An 18725-nucleotide genomic window follows, 5' to 3' on the forward strand; every position below is an offset into this window, starting at 1 on the left:
GCTAGCTCAGGGTGCCTTGTTTCTGAGGCTGAGAATTGGCCAGCCAGCCTGTTCAGCATGGGCCTTGAGCTGGGCATCTGGATCTACAGCAACAGGATGATCAACCTTGAGCAGCAAAGGCAGATCGTTATGTGAGTCGCTGTAGAAATGGCTGCCTGTGAGATCCAGCTTTTCTGTTGCCAGCCACTCTTCTAAGCAGGTGATCTTGCCTTCACGAAAGCAGGGCGTGCCGGTGATACGGCCAGTATAGCGCTGGTCAAGGATCTCAGGGCGTACCGCGATTAGGTCTTCCACGCCAAGGCGGGCCGCAATCGGTTCGGTGATGAAAAAATTGGTGGCGGTGATGATGACGATCCGATCACCCTGCTGACGATGCTGATCTAAGAGGGCTTCGGCATGGGGCAGCAGCAGTGGCTCGATCTTGTCGCGCATAAACTCTTCGCGCCACTGGTGTAGCTGCTGCAGAGGATGGCGAGTCAGAGGCGCAAGGCTAAAGGCTAGATATTCATGAATATCCAGCGTGCCATCTTGGTAAGCCTGAAGATAAAAATCGTTACTTTTTTTGTACTCTGCGGCATCCACCAGACCGCGTTCGACTAAAAACTGGCCCCATGCATGGTCACTATCACCAGCAATCAGGGTATTATCTAAATCAAAGAGCGCTAAACTCACAGTGCAAGACTCCCAGTAGGTTGAATCAATCGGCTTTTTTTCACTTTATCTCATCGATAAATTGAATCGCTTTCAATCTTTGTGGAACAATAGGTTAAAAAAGTGTAATGAGGGCGTAGCGTGATAGATGACGATGGGTATCGCCCTAATGTTGGCATAATCATTGCGAATGACCAAGGGCAGCTGTTATGGGCCAGACGTTATGGTCAGGATGCTTGGCAGTTTCCACAAGGTGGCATCAAGTATCGCGAGAGCCCAGAACAGGCATTATACCGCGAGTTAAAAGAAGAGATAGGTCTGGCACCAGATCAAGTCAGGCTGTTGGCATCAACGCGTGGCTGGTTGCGTTATCGTTTACCCAAACGCATGATCCGACGGCACAGCCAACCCTTGTGCATTGGGCAAAAACAAAAATGGTTTTTGCTGCAAATTCGTTGCGCAGATACAAAGGTGAGCTTTGATTGCTCAACGCGGCCCGAATTTGATCACTGGCAGTGGGTGAGCTATTGGTATCCGCTAGGGCAGGTTGTTGCTTTTAAAAGAGATGTTTACCGTCGGGCCTTGCTAGAGCTGGCCCCCCACCTGCAGAAGCTGAAATCCAGCTAAGCAGGATCTAAGCCGCTTTGGCGGTCGACGAGGAGAGCTATCGAGTGATGCTGGAGACTTTGCGCAAGATTGTTCAGGAGGTGAGCACGGCACGCAATCTGCAGACGGCCTTATCCATTATTGTACGCCGTGTGCGTAAAGCGATGGGGACGGATGTCTGTTCGGTCTATCTGCTCGATGCCAAACGGGGGCGCTATGTGCTGATGGACACGCTGGGTTTGAATCCGGCGGCGATAGGTTTGGTCAGCTTGGCGCCTTCTGAGGGCTTGGTGGGCTATGTTGGGCAGCGTGAGGAGCCTGTCAATTTAGAAGATGCTCCACAGCACAGCCGTTACCGCTATCTGCCCGAAACGGGAGAAGAAAAGTACCACAGCTTTTTAGGTGTGCCGATCATTCACCAGCGTCATGCTCTGGGCGTGTTGGTGGTACAACAAAAAATCAAGCGGCGTTTCGATGAAGGCGAAGAAGCCTTTTTAGTGACCATTGCTGCGCAGCTGGCAGCCTTGTTGGCGCACGCACAAATCAGCGGCAGCATGAATCTTTTGCCAAGTGGTAAGTTCAGCTCAGCCAGCTTTGAAGGCCTACCCGCCGCACCGGGTGTGGCGATCGGGCAGGCGGTGGTGATTATGCCTGTCGCTGATCTAGATTCAGTGCCTGAGCGGCTCAGTGATGATCTTGATGCTGAAAAATCCAGTTTTCTACAAGCCTTAAGTTGGGTCAGAGAAGATATTCGTGCCGTTGGTGCCAAGCTGGCGAATCGGGTCAGTGCCCAAGAGCAAGCCTTATTTGATGCCTACCTGCAGATGCTCGATGAAGAGTCTCTGGGTGCTGAAGTCATTAAGCGCATTGAAGAAGGCCACTGGGCGCAGGGTGCGCTGGCTTATGTGGTCAAGCGGCATGTGAAGTATTTAGAGAAGGTTGAAGATTCTTATCTGCGTGAGCGTGCAGCGGATATCCGCGATTTGGGGCGGCGAGTGCTGGCCTGTTTGCAAGAAGGCGGTGAAGTCCGTCAGGAGTACCCACCGAATACGCTGTTGGTTGGCGAAGAACTCTCGCCGACGTTGCTGGGTGAAGTGCCCAAAGAAAAGCTACTGGGTTTGATCAGCGTGAAGGGCTCCAGCAACTCGCATCTTGCGATTTTGGCGCGGGCGATGGGCATTCCAGCGGTGATGGGCTTAACTGATCTGCCGTGGGCGCAGCTGGATGGCCAGCAGATGATTCTGGATGGTTACCGAGGCCAGGTGATCACCACGCCTGATGAGCGCAAGGTGCGCCAGTACGAGCTGTTTATTCAAGAAGAAAGAGCGCTGACTGAATCTCTGGAAGCTGAGGCGGGTTTGCCTTGTGTTACTCGCGATGGACATCGCATCCCGCTGATGCTGAATACAGGGCTGGCAGCCGATCATGTGCGTGCCTTGAGCTATGGCGCTGAGGGTGTGGGTTTGTATCGCACTGAAGTGCAATTCATGATGGCCGAACGCTTCCCCAGTGAGCAAGAGCAGGTCAACCTGTATCGCCAGCAGCTTTCTGCTTTTTCGCCGCGTGAAGTGACCATGCGCACTTTGGATATCGGCGGCGATAAGCCCCTTCCGTATTTTCCGATAGAAGAAGAAAACCCCTGTCTTGGTTGGCGCGGCATTCGCTTTACGCTGGATCACCCAGAGGTCTTTTTAAGCCAGGTGCGTGCCATGCTGCGCGCCAGTGAAGGCTTGGATAACCTGCGTATTCTGTTGCCGATGATTTCTTCAGTGCGCGAAGTCGAAGAAGCGCGCGCGCTGATTCGTCGTGCCTGGTCAGAGCTGCGTCAGGATGAAGGGCTGCCTTTGGTGAATCCCAAGGTGGGGGCGATGATTGAAGTCCCAGCGGCCATGTTCCAGATCCAAGCGCTGGCCGAGCGGGTTGATTATCTTTCGGTGGGCAGTAATGATTTAACCCAATATCTGCTGGCGGTGGATCGGGATAATCCGCGTGTCGCTCGTTTGTATAGCGGTTATCATCCTGCCGTGCTGCAGGCCTTGATGCATATTGCTCAGCAGGCGCATGCGGCTCGGATTCCAGTGAGCCTTTGTGGTGAACTGGCTGGCGATCCTGCTGGCGCTATTTTACTGCTGGCGATGGGTTATCAGGGTTTGTCGATGAACCTGGCCAGCCTGCCGCGTGTGAAGGCTGCCATTCGCCGTGTTGATTTACAGCAGGCGCGTGAGCTACTGGCACGGGTGCTCACCTGTGCCAGTACCGATCAGGTGGTTGGACACCTGGGTGTCTTTATGAACGAGCTGGGTTTGGGTTGGCTGGCGGGTCCGAAGGGTTAGCCAGCTGCTGGATGGCCGATGAGTAGCTGAGCTGATCTTTATGGTAGATATCCTCGCGCCACTGAATCTGCCCTTGGTCATCAACCCAGGCTGTCCAGTACATTAAATACACCGCTACGCGAGGAAACACGCGGATATAACGCTCTTCCCCGCTTGCGTAGGTCTCACTGATCCGCTCAGGTGTCCAATGACGACTGGGCGCGAGCAGCGCATCAACAAGCCGTGCTGACTCCTCTAAACGAATACACCCTGCACTGATATCTCTTTGAGCCTGCGAGAAAAACTGGCGGTAGGGGGTATCGTGCAAATAGATCGCCTGCTGATTGGATAAACGAAATTTAGCACGCCCTAGCTGATTAAAACGTCCTGGTTTTTGCACGATGCGATACTGCTGGTTGCCAGAGGTGAAGGCATCATCGGGCAGATCTTCGATATTGACGAAGCGTGCCGGCGTATGCCAGCCCTGTACCAGTGCATAATCGCGTGAGGCGAGGTATTCGGGATTGCTGCGAGCACGAGGAAAAATACGATCCTTGGCGATGCTGTTGGGCACGTTCCAGAGCGGGTTCAGCACCAAAGAGGTCAGCCACTGATTCATAATCGGTGTGCGTTGTCCATCACGTCCGATAATAATGCGCATGGCGAGAGTGCGCTCGCCGTGTTCGATAAATTCAAGCTGCTGATCGGCGAGGTTGATCATCAAATGGCGGGCTTGTAACTCTTGTGGCAAGTGATGCAGGCGTCTGAGGTTATGCGCCAAAATACGCCTTCTTTCTTCAGGGAGTCGATTGAGTGCTGCGCGGGTGGCCTCATCAACGTGTCCTGTCACTGGTAGCGCATGGCGTTGTTGAAAGCGCCTGAGTCCACTGGCTAAAGGGGCATCAAACAGATAAATGGCTTCTGCCACTTCAATCTGGGGTTCGCTTTCTGGCGTTGCTGGCTGGGTTGTTGCCGATACGGATAATGCGCTGAAGTCGGAGGCTGGCTCGATAAGCTGCGGCGTTGCTGGTAGGGGCGGCATCACAAGCTGAGGCTGATAGTCTGCCGAGAGATCGCGCAGCGCGATCAACTGCTCAGCCAGTCGGCGCACTTGTGCATGTGCCTGCTCGGGTGCCAGATCAACATCCACTTGCGGCCAAGGCTGCCCAGTCAGTGCATCGAGCTGATCAAAAGCCTGACGCCAAGGCTGATATAAGTGAGCCACAGGGCGAGTCGAGGCCAGCCGTGCTTCAACCCATCTTTGCAGATTGCCGCTATTTAACGCCCGCAGCCATTCAGGAAAAACTGCAGCGAGATCAGTCGGCACGACTTCATCGGGAAATTGATCCCAGCGTTCATAAGGGTTGGTGATGCCGTGATCCTGATCCTGATCATAGCGGGTCCAATAGCGGCTCAATAAATCCTGCTGGAAGCGAAAAAACAGATCCGTCACCAGCAGATCAACAGCTTGCACTTGGCGTGGACGCAGATCCGTCATGGGTTGTGTCAGGAGTTGATCTAGCTCGCGGTAGCGCCTGATGTAGGGGTGTTCATGATCCAGTGCGAGCCAGGGTTGGAGCTCATAACTGAGTGCGCGTGCAGCGGCAGAAGGCTCGCCTTGACGATCACGCCAGAAGTTATGGAAGGCTGCCTGACGATAGGTGAGCGCCACCAGTTCTGGATAAGTCAGCTGGACCTGCTGATCCCAGCTATCCAGTGTGGAACGCACCCAATGATCGAGAGTCGGATTACTGGCGGGCAGACTGGTTGCGCTCAACGCTGTGCAGCAGAGCCAGAGGCTGCTGATCAGAGCAAAGCGACGTGCTCGGCGGAGGATGCGGGCTGGCTGGGTGAACAAACGAAACATAAGGGCCTAAAAGGTTTTTGACATCAAGAGAATGCGTGATCAGAGCATGCAGACCAAGTCAGATGACTTGTGCTCGTCTGACCTTGAGAGTCTATACGCCGCTCTTTGAGGGTCCACTGCCCTGAGGCTGCACCTTGCTCATACCAGAGGAGTGTTGACGCCCGCGTGCCATAGAGACGCTCTGGTTGCGCTGGATCAACAGCCAAGGGTTGAATATAAAGTGCAGAGAAGGCCAGTTCAAGCCTGGGAGGCAGGCCAGTGTTCGGTAGCTGATCCGATGCAGCGACCTGATCCTGCGCCAGGATGTCCCAAAGGTGCTCAGGATCAGGCTGGGCCTGCCAGTCTTGCAGCTGTTGCTTGAGGCATGCGGTTTTGGGCCAGATCTCACCTAGAGGGGCATTACTCAAGGTGATGATGCCGGGTTCGAGGCGTTGAATGCGCATCTGTGACTGGGCATTGGTGGCATAAAAAGCCTGCTCTAGATCGCCCCAAATCAGATTAAAGCCCGCGTAGTGAGTGCCCTGCGCTGTTAACTTCTCGACCAGTGCCTGTTGGGAGAGGGTCACAGCAGCCTGTACCAGTTGGCCGCGTGATGGTGCGTTTTGTGGTGGCGCAAGATGCAGGTTGCGCAGGTTAGTCAGTGCGGCCCAGCGCCCAGAGCGATGTGCCAGTAGCCAGCTACCACCTGCCTGCTGATCCTGGCCGCCAATGAGTTCAGGCTGCTCTGGCCAGAAATCCGCCGCCCGTGTTGGGCGGGCGAAGAACTCGTCTCGATTCGCCGCCAGAACAAACGGAAAAACTGGGTCTTGCTGCCATAATAGGCCTAGAGTACACATCAGTTCACTCAGTTGAGGTGGCAAGGAAAGGGGCTTGGGTGAAGACTAAAAATTAGCGCTTCACTGCGAAAGATTTTATAGTATAGCGGTTGAGAGATCATCTGCCTGCACGCCTCTTGCGTCAAGCCAGAAGGTGACTCAGCCAATTGATATGTATCCTCTGGAGCTAGCTTTTGACTACACAAGAAAAAGGACCCCCTGTGTCTGATCAAGCGCCGACACTCCAGACATCCAGCTGGTCAACGCGCCAGCGATGGTTAGGACTCATTCTTCCTGTTGCGGGTATTGGGCTGGTACTTTTCGTGGTGATGATGGTGCTGGCTCATCTGAGTCATCGCGCCAGCCAAGACCAGCTTCAGCGGGTTACAGAAGCCAGACTCCTTGAAAGCGCTCAGTTGTATGCACAGGCTTTAGAGGCCGACCTACGTCATCTTGAAGTGCTTGGGCAGCTGGTGGTGCAAGAGACACAGCGCATCCACCATCAGTCCCCGCAAGACCACACTGCATCATTGGTGACTGACTCAGCCTTGCCCGCTGCTGTTTATTTTGCGGATCGAGTGGATCCTCAGCAACGGACCCAGCGTTATCAGCAATGGCAGGTGTTGGCACCTCTCTTGGAGACGCTGCACGCGCGCTCTTCACTGATTCAGCAGATCTACATCAACTATGTCGATACTGCGACGCTGCTTTATCCCTGGACCGATCTAGACGCGCATCTGGTGAATGACCTAGATGTGCGTGATTTTGCCTTTTTCTACCTCGCCGATCCTGAGCATAACCCTCAGCGCGAGCCTGTCTGGACAGAGGCCTACTTGGACCCAGCCGGGCAGGGCTGGGTCGTCACACTCAGTCTGCCTGTGTATGTTGATGATCAGTTCGTCGCTGTCGTGGGCATTGATGTGGCGTTAAACCGGCTGGCACAACGCTTGAAGGCGGCGCCTGTGATTCTCAATGGCTACACCCTGCTGATGTCTGAGGCGGGCCATCTGCTGGTGTTTCCGCCTCAGGTTGAAGGCAGCGGATCGCTGGATGCCTCGGCTTCAGTCCAACAGGAGCGTAACTTTTTTATGCGTCAGGGCATGCGCCCTAATCTGGCCCCCCTGCATATCGACCACTCAGGTTTAACGCCCTTGTTGATTGAAAATCAGCCCTCCTTGGTGAGTTGGGCCAGTTTGGATGTGAATGCGTGGAAGCTTTTGCTGGTGGTGCCTCAGGATCAAGCGCAGGCTATGAGCCAGCAGTTGCAGGTGGATTGGCGCAATATGGTCAGGGGAAGCCTGTTTGCTCTGGTGATGATGCTATTCAGTTTGATCTTCTTTACCGCACGTCATGATCGGCGTTGGCAGGATTTTTGGCGGGCAGGCCATGTCCTACAGCAGCATCCAGCACTCAGTGCTGAGCGTCTTGCTGCGCCGCGTCCGGCCACGAGTTTGATTCAGCAGGTTCATGGCCCATTGCTGATCTGTCATTTTGATGTTGGTGGACGTCTTGTTGAATGTAACCAAGCCTTTGAACGCTTTGCGCAAGAGACACAATCTAACCTGAAGGGTCAGCCACTGGCTCCGCTTTTGGGTATGCGCGATTTGCCGCCGCGTCCTTGGGTGCAGGAGCTAGAACTCCACGCCTCGGCGGGACAAGAGCTGAGCAGCTGGTGGGCGAGTTTGCATACTGATGAGGCTCAGGGTGGCTACCTGATCATGCTTGATATCAGTGACTATCGTCAGTTACAGCAGCAGTTGCAGAGTGAGCGTCAGCGCACGCGTTTTGCCAGCAAGATGAGAGCGGAGTTCTCTCAGGCAGTCGTGAAAGAAGTCTATCGCTTGCTGGAAGAACTCAATCAGGCTGCGGAAGAAGTCAGCAATGCCCCTTGCCAGCAGAAGTTAATCACCATCCAGCGTTTGTTAGATGATCTGAGTGATATGGCCGACACCAGCCTTGCGGAGGAAGGGCAAGAGGCTGCAGCAGAAGAACTGAATCTGCGCCCGTTGATTGATGAAGCCACGCTCAGTATTGAACAGCTATTGCACAAGCAGCAGCGCCAGCTGATCGTAGACTACGCGCCTGATTTTCCCGATCAGATCTCTGTCCAAAGGCGGCGTCTATTGCGTTTGCTGCGTCATCTTTTGCGTCAGGCAGCGCAGTTATCCACCCGTGGTGATCTGCGTCTGGAGCTGAGCTGGCAACCCCAGGAGCCCCGACTCTGCCTGCGCCTGCTCGATGAAGGTGGCGTGCTGCAAGATGAGCAGCGTATAGAGCATTTTCAGGCTGCTGGCCCGATGAGCCCACACTATGATCGTCCCCCCGGATCTTTGGGGCTGGGACAGCTGCTGGCGCGTCAATTGATTCAGGAAATGAAAGGCCAGTTTGAACTGCGTTCACGGCCAGAGGGTGGGGTTGAGTTATTGCTGGCCTTGCCTGCCTCAACGACCTCCGCTGTTGCTGCTGCCCGTGCGCCTATTCTGGTGGTCGATGATGGGCCGGTGAATGCCATGCTGGCATCGAATGTCCTGGAACGTGCAGGCTATCAAGTTGAAGTGGTTGCCAGCGGCATCGAAGCCTTACAGCGTGGTGCAGAGCAGCTTTATAGTCTGGTACTGATGGATATCTTTATGCCAGAAATGGATGGTCTGGAAACCACGCGGCGTTGGCGTCAGCTGCCTAATGCCAATGCACAGATTCCAGTGTTGGCGATTACGGCCAATGCGCTGGAAGAAGACCAGCAGGCTTTTTGGGCCGCTGGACTCAATGATTATCTTGCAAAACCCTATCGTCCACTGGCCTTGCGTCAGCTGGTAGAAAAATGGAGCCTTGGGGCTTCTCCTCTCGATTGACTAGAAGGAATAGATGTGATTTTTCTGATCTATCTTGGCTTGGGTGCCTTCGCTGGCCTCTTGGCGGGTCTCTTTGGTATTGGTGGTGGCTTGATCATTGTGCCTGTCTTGGTGGTCGCCTTTACTTGGTTGGGTTTTTCAACAGAAATTCTGGTCCATCTGGCCGTGGGCACTTCGTTAGCCACCATTATTCCAACCTCGATCAGCTCCACCTGGTCGCATCATCAAAAAGCCAGTGTTGATTGGTCTATTTTCAGTGTTCTGGCACCAGCCATCCTTTGTGGTGCGCTCTTGGGTGCCTGGACAGCCAGCCTGCTTTCGGCTGCGTTGCTGCAAGGGGTGCTCGGTGTTTTTGTGCTGCTGGTTGCCGCTAAGATGGCGTTTAAGCTTGATCCACCTGCGCGTGAGCAGCCAGTGCCACCTTGGGTACTGCTTCCAGCGGGTGGCATCATTGGCTGGGCCTCGGCCATTTTTGGTATTGGTGGCGGGACCTTGAGCGTACCCTTTTTAAGCTGGTGCCGCTTAAATATGCGCTTAGCTGTCGGCACCTCGGCGGCGCTGGGTTTGCCGATCGCTCTTTTTGGCGCACTGGGCAATCTATGGACAGGCTGGCAGCAGCCTGATCTGCCCGCAGCGGCGAGCGGTTTTATCTACTGGCCTGCTTTTCTAGGCATCGTGTTGATGAGCGTGCCCTTTGCGCGTTTGGGTGCTCGTTTGGCGCACTATCTGCCTGAGGCACGCTTGAAGCAACTTTTTGCGCTTTTACTGTTCTGTGTAGGCATCAAATTTTTATTCTTCCCTGCTTAAAGCGTTCAGGGAAGCCAGAGGAGAGACATCAGGTGTTGAATTATCCACAAATTGATCCGGTTGCCTTTAGCCTTGGCCCGATTGCAGTGCATTGGTATGGTCTGAGCTATTTGGCTGCTTTTGCGCTGGCTTGGTGGTTGGCTGAACAACGCCGCGCGCGTTTGGGCTTGAGTCGTGAGCAACTCAGTGATCTGGTCTTTTATTCAGCAATCGGTGTCGTGTTAGGCGGGCGGCTTGGTTCAGCGCTCTTCTATCACTGGGATCGTGTCATGCAAGATCCCTTGTGGCTGCTGCGTGTTTGGGAAGGCGGTATGGCCTTTCATGGTGGTTTACTGGGTGTGGTGCTTGCCTTGTTGATCTTTGCACGCCGCCACCAGCTCAAACTGCTTGCTGTTGGTGATTTCGTCGCGCCAATGGTGCCGATTGGTCTGGCTTTAGGACGTTTAGGGAACTTTGCTAATGGTGAGCTGTGGGGGCGGGTGACCCAAGTACCTTGGGGGATGGTTTTTCCTGGTGCAGGGCCAGATCCCCGTCATCCATCGCAGCTTTATCAGTTTGCTTTAGAAGGCGTGCTGCTCTTTGTTATTTTATGGTTCTTCTCACGTCGTCCGCGCCCAACAGGAAGTATCACCGGGCTCTTTTTGCTTGGTTATGGCAGTTTGCGTTTTCTCGCTGAATTTGCGCGTGAACCCGATGCCCACCTTGGATTACTTGCTGGTCAGCTGAGTATGGGACAATGGCTCTCCTTGCCCATGCTGGTGGTGGGGGGCGGTCTAATCGTCTGGGCCTATCGTTTTTCTGAGGCTGGTGAGCAGGCGACGCTCAAATCCAAAGCTAAAAAAGTATAAATCATCTATAATTTGCGATCGATTAATCAGGTGTAACGAGTTATGCAAGCCTATTTAGATTTAATGCGTCATGTGAGAGAGCAGGGCGTTTTCAAGCAGGATCGTACTGGAACCGGTACTTATAGCGTGTTTGGTTATCAGATGCGCTTTGATCTGCAAGCCGGTTTTCCGCTCGTGACGACCAAAAAACTCCATTTGCGCTCGATCATTCACGAGCTGCTGTGGTTTTTAAAAGGCGAGACCAATATTCGTTATCTGAAAGAAAATGGCGTCTCTATCTGGGATGAGTGGGCGGATGAGCAGGGTGAGCTGGGGCCGGTCTATGGCTATCAGTGGCGTTCATGGCCCAAACCAGACGGTGGATCAGTCGATCAGATTGCTCAGCTGGTTGAGCAGATCAAAACTCAACCTGATTCACGCCGCCTGATCGTATCAGCATGGAATCCTGCTCTGGTGGATCAGATGGCGTTGCCGCCTTGCCATTGTCTCTTCCAGTTTTATGTCGCAGAAGGTCGACTCTCTTGTCAGCTCTACCAAAGATCCGCGGATATTTTTCTGGGCGTGCCTTTTAATATCGCCAGCTATGCCTTACTGGTGCATATGATCGCGCAGGTGTGTGATCTTGAAGTTGGCGAGTTTATCCATACCCTGGGTGATGCACATCTCTATGCTAACCATCTTGAGCAGGCCGATCTGCAACTGACACGGGCACCGCTGGCCCTACCCCAGTTGAAGTTGAATCCAGAACGAACTTCTCTGTTTGATTTTGTTTATGATGATATCGCGATTGAAGGCTATCAAAGTCATCCGCATATTAAGGCCCCAGTTGCGGTTTAAATCGCATGAGCAAGCAAGGGTTTGAGCAGTGAAAAGGCAAAGCGATGAATAGAATAGGAGCGCAGCACGCATGAACAACCAGCGACAAACCCCGATTGCCGTTATTGTTGCTGCGGCTAAAAACTGGGTCATCGGGCATCAGCAAGCTATGCCTTGGTATCTCCCTGAAGAGCTAGGCTATTTCAAGCGTAAAACCTGGGGGAAGCCGATTATTATGGGGCGTGCGACTTTTGAGTCGATCGGTCGTCCTTTACCTGGACGGACGAATATCGTCATCAGTCGTCAGTCGGATTACGCCCCTGCGGGCGTCAAAGTTGTGCCCTCATTGGAAGCCGCTTTGACTCTGGCAGATCAACAGGCGCAAATCGATGGTGCTGAAGAGATCATGGTGATTGGCGGCGGACAAATCTATCAACAGGCCTTTGCATTGGCAGACCGTCTCTATCTGACCGAGGTGGATGCCGAGCCTGAGGGCGATACTTGGTTTCCGGCAGTGCAATGGGATGAGTGGCAGCTGGTGAGTGAGCAGGCTTTTGCAGCAGGAGAAGGCAATCGCTATGCTTACCGTCTGCTCTGCTTGGATCGTCGAGCGGTGACTCCCGCTGAATCATGATAGGGTTAAAGTGGGGCAGTTGGCTGTATCACGTGCATTGATGAGGTGAAAAGGACGTTGCAGCTGAGGCTTTCAGGGAAGTTGATAGGTGATGACAAGGCAAACAAGATGACCTCTCCACAAAAAATTGAGCAGCTTTTTGAACAGTTAAGCTATTACGCCGAGCAGAGCCAACTGACGCAGGCGCAGGCGCAGCAGAGAATTGCTGAACTTGAAGGTGAAAACTCAGCGCTCCATCAGCGAGTGAATCAGCTAGAAGAGCGTTTACAGCTGTTGCGCAGCAAGCTCACGCAGCATTTGCAGCAGGGGCAGCCGCAAACCTGGCTCGCACGCCCTGAGGCCTTGATGGCGATGATTCGTGATACCTTGGGGCTCAACGAACCTGCACCAGAGCCTAGTCAGGCGCCTCAGCAAAATTTAGATGCCCTCTCACCTCAGCAGCGTCTGGCTTATTGGGAGAAACGCTATCCGCGTGCTTTTATGCCGGGTGCACCTCAACCGCTGAAGATAGGTATTCATGAAGAGTTACTGGCGGCAGAAGGTGGTGAGCTCAAGCGGATCCATCGCGCGCTGGCGCACTATGTCAAAGTGCCACGTTATCTGCGCTCAATTCAGGCTGGGGCTGTGCGTTTGGATCTAGAGGGCAATAATGCAGGTTTTGTCACCGCGCAAGAAGCCAGTTTTGCGCAGCAGCAGCTACACCAGCTGGAGCAACAAAAAGAAGAAAAGCGCCAGCAGGCTCGCTTAGATCAGAAACTCAAGCAACTGGTGCAGCGTTAAGCCCTGTGCTGGATGCGGGGCATTTTGATCACTCGGGCAACACCTGGTCTTGTTGTTTTCAGAGCGGTTTAGCTCCAGATTTCTAAAGTTTGGTTCGCCAGTGCCAGCATCAGATCAGAGCGCGTTACCAGCCCGACCAGCTCGCCTTGTGCATCGGTAATCGGCATGGCGCGCACCTTCTGTGCCAGCATCACCCGCGCGATATCCCCGATGTCGGTTTCAGGACTGGCTGTGACCAGCGGTGCGCGGATCAGGGTTTCAGCGCTCAGGTTTTCGAGATCCTGTTCGCGCAGATCGATTTCACCCAGTCCAGAAATCTCCAGTAATAAATCACGATCTTGGAGTACGCCCACCAGCCCTTGTTGTTGATCCACGATGACCAGATAGTGGATCTCTTCCTTTCTGAGCAACGCCAGTGCATCGAGCAGCCCGCCCGTGGCAGGGTAGGTGATGACTGGTGCGCGCATGATCTGCTGTGCGGTAATACGGCGGATCGTTGATTCAGGGTGAGGCTCCATCTTTTTATAAGCGGCGACAGCAGCCCGAGCTGGCTCAGCCTGGCCTTGCTTTTCAAAGCTCTGTAGCTGCTGTTGAAAGCTCACCTGTTGATCAGAGAGGTTTTGACGGTGTTCGGCATCGTCCTGGTCTTCGACCAGTCGGCGGCTGGCCGTGATGGCTTGAGTCTGACGAATACCTGGGCGCTTGAGCAGCTGTTCTTTGGGAGTGTGGATGCGCATTCCCTGTTCGTAAACCGCAAAGACCATAATCTTGCTCTCTGAGTAAATGGGGTGGCTGATCTGCTATCCAGTAACGGATTGCTAAAACGGGTCGCTAAAAACGGGTCGCTAAAAAGGCGTCGGCATGAAAGCATATCGGCCTGATCGCCATTTAGTTTAACCTAAGGCATTGATCCTTCACCCTTCGGACATGATGAGCCAGAGATGCCCATGCAGATTCAACCTTGTGATGCAGAACGTGATGCACCCAGGATACAGGCGATTTTTAATCACGCCATCGAGCAGACAACTGCCTTGTATGAATATCAGCCGCGCTCTTTAGAACAGGTGCAGACTTGGTTGCTGCAAAAAAAGGCCGATCGGCTTCCTGTGCTGGGTCTTTATAGCGCAGCGGACACTCTGCAAGGTTTTGCCAGTTATGGCCCTTTTCGGCCTTGGCCGGCTTTTCAGTACACGGTGGAGCACTCGATTTATTTGCATCCGCAAGCTCAAGGGAAGGGCTTAGGGCGCCCCTTGCTGAGCGCGTTGATTCAAGCCGCTGAAGCCCAGCAGTATCATGTGATGATGGCGGCGATTGATGCCAGTAATCAAGCGAGCTGTGCCTTGCATCAGCGCTTAGGTTTTCAGTGTGTGGGTCGCCTTAAGCAGGTTGGCTATAAATTTGGGCGTTGGCTGGATCTGGATTTTTATCAGCTTCAGCTGATGACGCCTATAGAGCCGACTGAGGCAGGACCTGTGCGCTGAATTTGTGCAGTTGCGAAATAGAATCACTCTTAGCAACTTGCTTGAGGTATAAAAACTCTTCATCGTTCTGACATGGATTTAACTACTCCAAGTTGCTAAGCTAAAGTTAAGCCTTAGCCAAAAGTTGTAGTGAGTCAGAGTCTGTATCAGCGCTTTCTGCCTGAGCTGGATCACACAACACTAGGTTGAGTGTGAGTCCAGCGATGCGAACAACAAGAAAAAAGCGCTGGTGTTTGATAAGCGTTCAATTCAGACAGAGGGAGTCAGACGATGAATGAAGAAGTCTTGTTATTACTTGCTGAAGAACTGGCCATGCGTCAGAACTGGCAAGAAGCTTGGTGCGCTGAAGCAGAAGAGCAAGCTGAGCAGTTGGAGTTAGCTGCTTAATCCGCTGCACTCACCAAGGATAAAAAAACCGAAGCCTGATCCGCTTCGGTTTTTTTATTTGTACGAAGGTCCCTCTTCGTAGAGTGAGGCGATTAACCGAGATACATGATCATCACACCCGCAGCAACAGCCGAGCCGATGACACCGGCCACATTGGGGCCCATTGCATGCATCAGCAGGAAGTTTTGTGGGTTGGCCTCAAGCCCGAGCTTATTCGAAACCCGCGCGGCCATCGGCACTGCAGAAACACCCGCTGAGCCAATCAGCGGATTGATCGGCATCTTGCTCATCTTGTTCATAATCTTGGCCATAATGACGCCGCTGGCAGTACCGATGGCAAAAGCCACAATACCCAGTGCCATAATGCCCAGTGTTTCAACGGTCAGGAAGAGTTCTGCAATCAAACGCGAACCAACAGCCAGACCGAGGAAGATGGTGACGATGTTGATCAAGGCATTCTGCGCTGTATCCGACAGCCGCTCAACCACGCCACATTCACGCATCAGGTTACCCAGACAGAACATCCCCAGTAGAGGTGCAGCTGATGGCAGGAAGAGCGCCACCAAGCCCAGCACCGCGAGGGGGAAGATGATCTTCTCGCGCTTGCTCACAGGGCGCAGTTGCGTCATCACAATGGCGCGTTCTTCTTTGCTGGTCAGTGCCCGCATAATCGGTGGCTGGACAATCGGTACCAGCGCCATATAGGCATAGGCCGCAACCGCAATCGCACCCAATAACTCTGGTGCCAGTACGCTAGACACATAAATAGCCGTTGGGCCATCGGCACCACCGATAATACCGATTGCCGCTGCCTGATTGAGGCTGAAGTCGATGATACCCAGACTGGATAGCGCCACCGCACCCAGCACAGTAGCAAAGATGCCAAACTGAGCCGCCGCACCTAAAAAGAGGGTGCGCGGATTCGCCAGCAGTGGGCCAAAATCAGTCATCGCGCCCACACCTAGAAAGATCATCAGTGGCGCAATACCAGAAGCCACCAGCACTTTATAGAAGATATACAAGAAGCCGTGAGTATATCCCGCTGCACTGACTAGATGATCAATCCGCGCCTGCTGTGCAGGATCTTGCACAGCCGCCAGAGCCTCGAGTAAAACAGGCTTTTGGCTGATATCGGCCACTGTAGCGAAGGGCAGGCTCAGTTCGTTGGCCAGTGCTTGAATCAGTTGTGGATTGTAGTGATAAAGCGCTTGATCGAGCGCAGAAAGAGCCAGACCCGCTTCAGGAATATTGGCCAAGATACCGGCAAAACCAATTGGCAGCAGCAAGAGGGGTTCAAATTTTTTGGCAATTGCCAGGTACAACAGGATCAGACAGACACCAATCATGATCAGTTGGGGGATGGTCAGGTTATAAAGGCCTGAGTTTTCCCACAGCAGAAGGACTTTTTCCATCAGCATGGACTCCACAAAAACAGCAATTAAGAACCCTGTTGGATCAGCAGGCTCAAGCTATCTGAGCCTGCATGAGGTGCAGCAAGGTGGGGTAGATGAAAAAGGATTACAGGGTCAAGAGTGTATCGCCGACCTGAACAGCATCGCCTTCACGAACTGCAACGCTGGCCACTGTGCCTGCCGAAGCCGCACGGATTTCGGTTTCCATTTTCATCGCTTCCATAATGATGACCACCTGATTGGCTTCTACGGCCTCACCTGGCTTGACCAGAATCTTGAAGATGTTGCCGGCCAGTGGCGCACTAATGGCCTCACCTGTGCCAGCCGAAGGTGCTGCAGCGGCGGCAGGAGCGGGGCTGGCTGAGGTGGTGCTGACTTGGGTGATATCCCCACCTTCGCTGACTTCAACCACATAGCTTTGACCATTGACCTTGACTGTATAAACGCCTGAATCCTCAACAGGTGCAGCAGCCGCCTTGGCAGGGGCGGGTGCTGCGCTGGCCGCAGTAGGTGCAGGTTCAAAGGCACTGGCATCACCACGGTTTTTCAGAAATTTCAGACCAATTTGTGGGAAGAGCGCATAGGTGAGCACATCATCAATCTGATTTTCACCTGTGGCCAGCTGAATGCCTTCTTCTTTCGCTTTGGCGGCCAATTCTTCAGCCAGCTTGTCCATTTCGTTGTCGATCAGATCCGCTGGGCGGCAGGTGATGGCTTCTTTGCCTTCCAGAACGCGCGCTTGGAGTTCAGCATTGTAGGGCGCAGGTGCTGCACCATATTCACCCTTCAAAATACCTTGTACTTCTTTGGAAATAGATTTGTAGCGCTCGCCCATCAGTACGTTAATCACGGCCTGCGTGCCAACGATCTGAGAAGTTGGGGTGACCAGTGGGATATAGCCCAGATCTTCACGCACGCGTGGAATCTCAGCCAGCACTTCGTCAAACTTGTCGGCGGCGCCTTGTTCTTTCAGCTGGCTTTCCATGTTGGTCAGCATACCACCGGGCACCTGAGCGACCAGAATGCGTGAATCCGTGCCGCGCAGTGAGCCTTCAAACTGGGCATATTTTTTCCGCACTTCACGGAAGTAGGCCGCGATTTCTTCTAGGGCTTCTAAATTAAGGCCAGTATCCCGCTCAGTGCCTTGCAGCGCGGCGACAACCGATTCAGTGGCTGTGTGGCCATAGGTCATTGACATCGAAGAGATCGCGGTATCAACCCGATCGATGCCGGCTTCGACGGCCTTCAGAATGGTCATATCTGACAAACCGGCTGTGGCGTGCGCGTGGAGCTGCACTTCAAGGCCAGTTTGTGCTTTCAAGCGTGAGACCAGATCAAAGGCGGCATAGGGTGTCAAAATGCCGGACATATCTTTGATATTGATCGAATCCGCACCCATATCTTCGAGGGTTTTGGCGTAATCGACCCACATCTCGGTAGTGTGGACTGGGCTGGTAGTAAAAGAGATGGTGCCCTGTGCATGTTTACCACAGTTTTTGACGGCTTTGATGGCGCGTTCAAGATTACGTGGATCATTCATCGCATCAAAGATGCGGAACACATCAATACCGTTTTTGGCAGCACGCTCGACAAAGCGATCGACAACATCATCAGCGTAATGGCGGTAGCCGAGCAGGTTTTGCCCACGCAGTAGCATTTGTTGAGGTGTATTCGGCATCACTTTTTTCAGTTCGCGGATACGGTCCCATGGATCTTCACCTAAGTACCGGATGCAAGAATCAAAAGTCGCACCGCCCCAGCTTTCAATCGACCAGTAGCCGATTTGATCCAGCTTGGCCGCGATGGGCAGCATATCGTCTAAACGCAGACGGGTAGCAAAGAGGGATTGGTGGGCGTCACGCAGGACGACATCAGTAATACCCAGTTTTTTTGGTGCGCTCGTCATCATGAATACCTGTTGTTAAATTGAGAAATGTTAAAGCGAGAAATCAAAGCTAGTGGGTGACACACAAGCTAGCGTCGCTGGCGATGCAGACGCAGGGCGGCCGAGATCGCGGCAATCACTTCAGGCTGCTGTCCTTGTGCTACATGACCGGCCGCTGGTCGAGCTGCACTAGATGGTGTCGGCGCGGCTTGAGGAAAAAAGCGGTTGATGATTTTAGACATCAGCGTGGTGGCGATGACCAACACGGTGAGAAAGGTAAAGACAAAGCCCATACCGAGCAGCATCAAATTGAAGCCTTCGGTGATCAAATTTTGTTCTTGCATCTCAGTGCCTCTTGGCTATGTCAGATGGCGATCAGTCAAGTGCTGATGACCACTGAATCATTACACAACACGGATTGGAGCAGTTCATCTCATTAACCTTGCACCAGTTTCATTTTTGTAGCAACTACAAGACTGACTACCGGATTTCATCCTGCCCTCAGCGTGGTGGTCTGAGCCTTTGAGATCACTAGACCCTGCATTTTTTACGGGAAAATACGACTTGTGGGT

General features: G+C 53.3%; 16 protein-coding genes. 9 read left to right on the forward strand and 7 right to left on the reverse strand.

Features of this window, described 5'->3' with window-relative positions; translation table 11 throughout:
- Positions 1 to 6 precede the first annotated feature (6 nt).
- Positions 7 to 672 (reverse strand): histidinol-phosphatase, encoded by a 666-nt coding sequence (locus V6U78_RS01165; protein ID WP_405336348.1) that lies wholly within the window; start codon positions 670 to 672, stop codon positions 7 to 9.
- Positions 673 to 792: 120 nt separating this feature from the next.
- On the opposite strand from V6U78_RS01165, the gene V6U78_RS01170 reads away from it, so the two are divergent.
- Both V6U78_RS01170 and ptsP read left to right on the forward strand, forming a co-directional pair.
- Entirely contained in the window at positions 793 to 1278 is a 486-nt protein-coding gene (locus tag V6U78_RS01170) for an RNA pyrophosphohydrolase (RefSeq protein WP_405336350.1), read from the forward strand.
- A 47-nt stretch (positions 1279 to 1325) separates the two neighbouring features.
- Positions 1326 to 3590 carry a phosphoenolpyruvate--protein phosphotransferase gene (gene ptsP, locus V6U78_RS01175; protein ID WP_405336352.1) on the forward strand — a complete coding sequence of 755 codons (2265 nt, stop codon included), beginning with the start codon at positions 1326 to 1328 and terminating at the stop codon, positions 3588 to 3590.
- On the opposite strand, the gene V6U78_RS01180 is transcribed toward ptsP, so the two are convergent.
- Entirely contained in the window at positions 3544 to 5436 is a 1893-nt protein-coding gene (locus V6U78_RS01180; protein WP_405336354.1) for a L,D-transpeptidase family protein, read from the reverse strand. The two genes, ptsP and V6U78_RS01180, sit on opposite strands and share 47 nt — an antisense overlap.
- Before the next feature lie 23 nt (positions 5437 to 5459).
- Positions 5460 to 6272: an NRDE family protein gene (locus V6U78_RS01185; protein WP_405336356.1), complete on the reverse strand. Its 813-nt coding sequence runs from the start codon at positions 6270 to 6272 to the stop codon at positions 5460 to 5462.
- Positions 6273 to 6472: 200 nt separating this feature from the next.
- Here V6U78_RS01185 and V6U78_RS01190 point away from each other — a divergent pair, with 200 nt between their 5' ends.
- The 6 genes from V6U78_RS01190 to V6U78_RS01215 all read left to right on the forward strand — a co-directional run bounded on the left by V6U78_RS01190 (position 6473) and on the right by V6U78_RS01215 (position 12988).
- Positions 6473 to 9103 (forward strand): response regulator, encoded by a 2631-nt coding sequence (locus V6U78_RS01190; RefSeq protein WP_405336358.1) that lies wholly within the window; start codon positions 6473 to 6475, stop codon positions 9101 to 9103.
- Positions 9104 to 9118: 15 nt separating this feature from the next.
- Positions 9119 to 9910, forward strand: a complete 792-nt coding sequence (locus V6U78_RS01195) for a sulfite exporter TauE/SafE family protein (protein ID WP_405336360.1) — start codon at positions 9119 to 9121, stop codon at positions 9908 to 9910.
- Positions 9911 to 9942: 32 nt separating this feature from the next.
- A complete protein-coding gene (lgt, locus tag V6U78_RS01200; protein ID WP_405336362.1) occupies positions 9943 to 10758 on the forward strand; it encodes a prolipoprotein diacylglyceryl transferase in 816 nt (271 codons plus the stop codon).
- Between the two features lie 42 nt (positions 10759 to 10800).
- The gene (locus V6U78_RS01205) at positions 10801 to 11595 is read left to right on the forward strand and encodes a thymidylate synthase (RefSeq protein WP_405336364.1); all 795 of its coding nucleotides are present in this window, start codon (positions 10801 to 10803) and stop codon (positions 11593 to 11595) included.
- A 70-nt stretch (positions 11596 to 11665) separates the two neighbouring features.
- On the forward strand, positions 11666 to 12208 hold the full coding sequence (locus tag V6U78_RS01210; RefSeq protein WP_405336366.1) for a dihydrofolate reductase: 543 nt from the start codon (positions 11666 to 11668) through the stop codon (positions 12206 to 12208).
- A gap of 108 nt (positions 12209 to 12316) precedes the next feature.
- On the forward strand, positions 12317 to 12988 hold the full coding sequence (locus tag V6U78_RS01215; RefSeq protein ID WP_405336368.1) for a ProQ/FINO family protein: 672 nt from the start codon (positions 12317 to 12319) through the stop codon (positions 12986 to 12988).
- A 68-nt stretch (positions 12989 to 13056) separates the two neighbouring features.
- Here the strand turns inward: V6U78_RS01215 and V6U78_RS01220 are convergent, their stop codons facing one another.
- Positions 13057 to 13752, reverse strand: a complete 696-nt coding sequence (locus V6U78_RS01220) for a CBS domain-containing protein (protein ID WP_405336370.1) — start codon at positions 13750 to 13752, stop codon at positions 13057 to 13059.
- A gap of 177 nt (positions 13753 to 13929) precedes the next feature.
- Here V6U78_RS01220 and V6U78_RS01225 point away from each other — a divergent pair, with 177 nt between their 5' ends.
- On the forward strand, positions 13930 to 14469 hold the full coding sequence (locus V6U78_RS01225; RefSeq protein WP_405336372.1) for a GNAT family N-acetyltransferase: 540 nt from the start codon (positions 13930 to 13932) through the stop codon (positions 14467 to 14469).
- Between the two features lie 479 nt (positions 14470 to 14948).
- On the opposite strand, the gene V6U78_RS01230 is transcribed toward V6U78_RS01225, so the two are convergent.
- The 3 genes from V6U78_RS01230 to V6U78_RS01240 form a co-directional block, all read right to left on the reverse strand.
- Positions 14949 to 16268, reverse strand: a complete 1320-nt coding sequence (locus V6U78_RS01230; protein WP_405336374.1) for a sodium ion-translocating decarboxylase subunit beta — start codon at positions 16266 to 16268, stop codon at positions 14949 to 14951.
- A gap of 106 nt (positions 16269 to 16374) precedes the next feature.
- Positions 16375 to 18174, reverse strand: coding sequence for a sodium-extruding oxaloacetate decarboxylase subunit alpha (oadA, locus tag V6U78_RS01235; protein ID WP_405336376.1), 1800 nt, complete (start codon positions 18172 to 18174; stop codon positions 16375 to 16377).
- 68 nt (positions 18175 to 18242) lie between these two features.
- On the reverse strand, positions 18243 to 18497 hold the full coding sequence (locus V6U78_RS01240) for an OadG family protein (RefSeq protein WP_405336378.1): 255 nt from the start codon (positions 18495 to 18497) through the stop codon (positions 18243 to 18245).
- Positions 18498 to 18725 lie beyond the last annotated feature (228 nt).

Origin of the sequence: Marinospirillum alkalitolerans (genome assembly GCF_045055655.1) — a bacterium.
GTDB classification, from domain to species: Bacteria; Pseudomonadota; Gammaproteobacteria; order Pseudomonadales; family Halomonadaceae; genus Marinospirillum; species Marinospirillum alkalitolerans.

Bases quoted from the DNA above. Each gene is read 5' to 3' on its own strand.
- ptsP (WP_405336352.1), top strand. From the start codon at position 1,326: ATGCTGGAGACTTTGCGCAAGATTGTTCAGGAGGTGAGCACGGCACGC.
- V6U78_RS01180 (WP_405336354.1), bottom strand. From the start codon at position 5,436: ATGTTTCGTTTGTTCACCCAGCCAGCCCGCATCCTCCGCCGAGCACGT.
- V6U78_RS01185 (WP_405336356.1), bottom strand. From the start codon at position 6,272: ATGTGTACTCTAGGCCTATTATGGCAGCAAGACCCAGTTTTTCCGTTT.
- V6U78_RS01205 (WP_405336364.1), top strand. From the start codon at position 10,801: ATGCAAGCCTATTTAGATTTAATGCGTCATGTGAGAGAGCAGGGCGTT.
- V6U78_RS01210 (WP_405336366.1), top strand. From the start codon at position 11,666: ATGAACAACCAGCGACAAACCCCGATTGCCGTTATTGTTGCTGCGGCT.
- V6U78_RS01215 (WP_405336368.1), top strand. From the start codon at position 12,317: ATGACCTCTCCACAAAAAATTGAGCAGCTTTTTGAACAGTTAAGCTAT.
- V6U78_RS01220 (WP_405336370.1), bottom strand. From the start codon at position 13,752: ATGGTCTTTGCGGTTTACGAACAGGGAATGCGCATCCACACTCCCAAA.
- V6U78_RS01225 (WP_405336372.1), top strand. From the start codon at position 13,930: ATGCCCATGCAGATTCAACCTTGTGATGCAGAACGTGATGCACCCAGG.
- V6U78_RS01230 (WP_405336374.1), bottom strand. From the start codon at position 16,268: ATGGAAAAAGTCCTTCTGCTGTGGGAAAACTCAGGCCTTTATAACCTG.
- oadA (WP_405336376.1), bottom strand. From the start codon at position 18,174: ATGACGAGCGCACCAAAAAAACTGGGTATTACTGATGTCGTCCTGCGT.
- V6U78_RS01240 (WP_405336378.1), bottom strand. From the start codon at position 18,497: ATGCAAGAACAAAATTTGATCACCGAAGGCTTCAATTTGATGCTGCTC.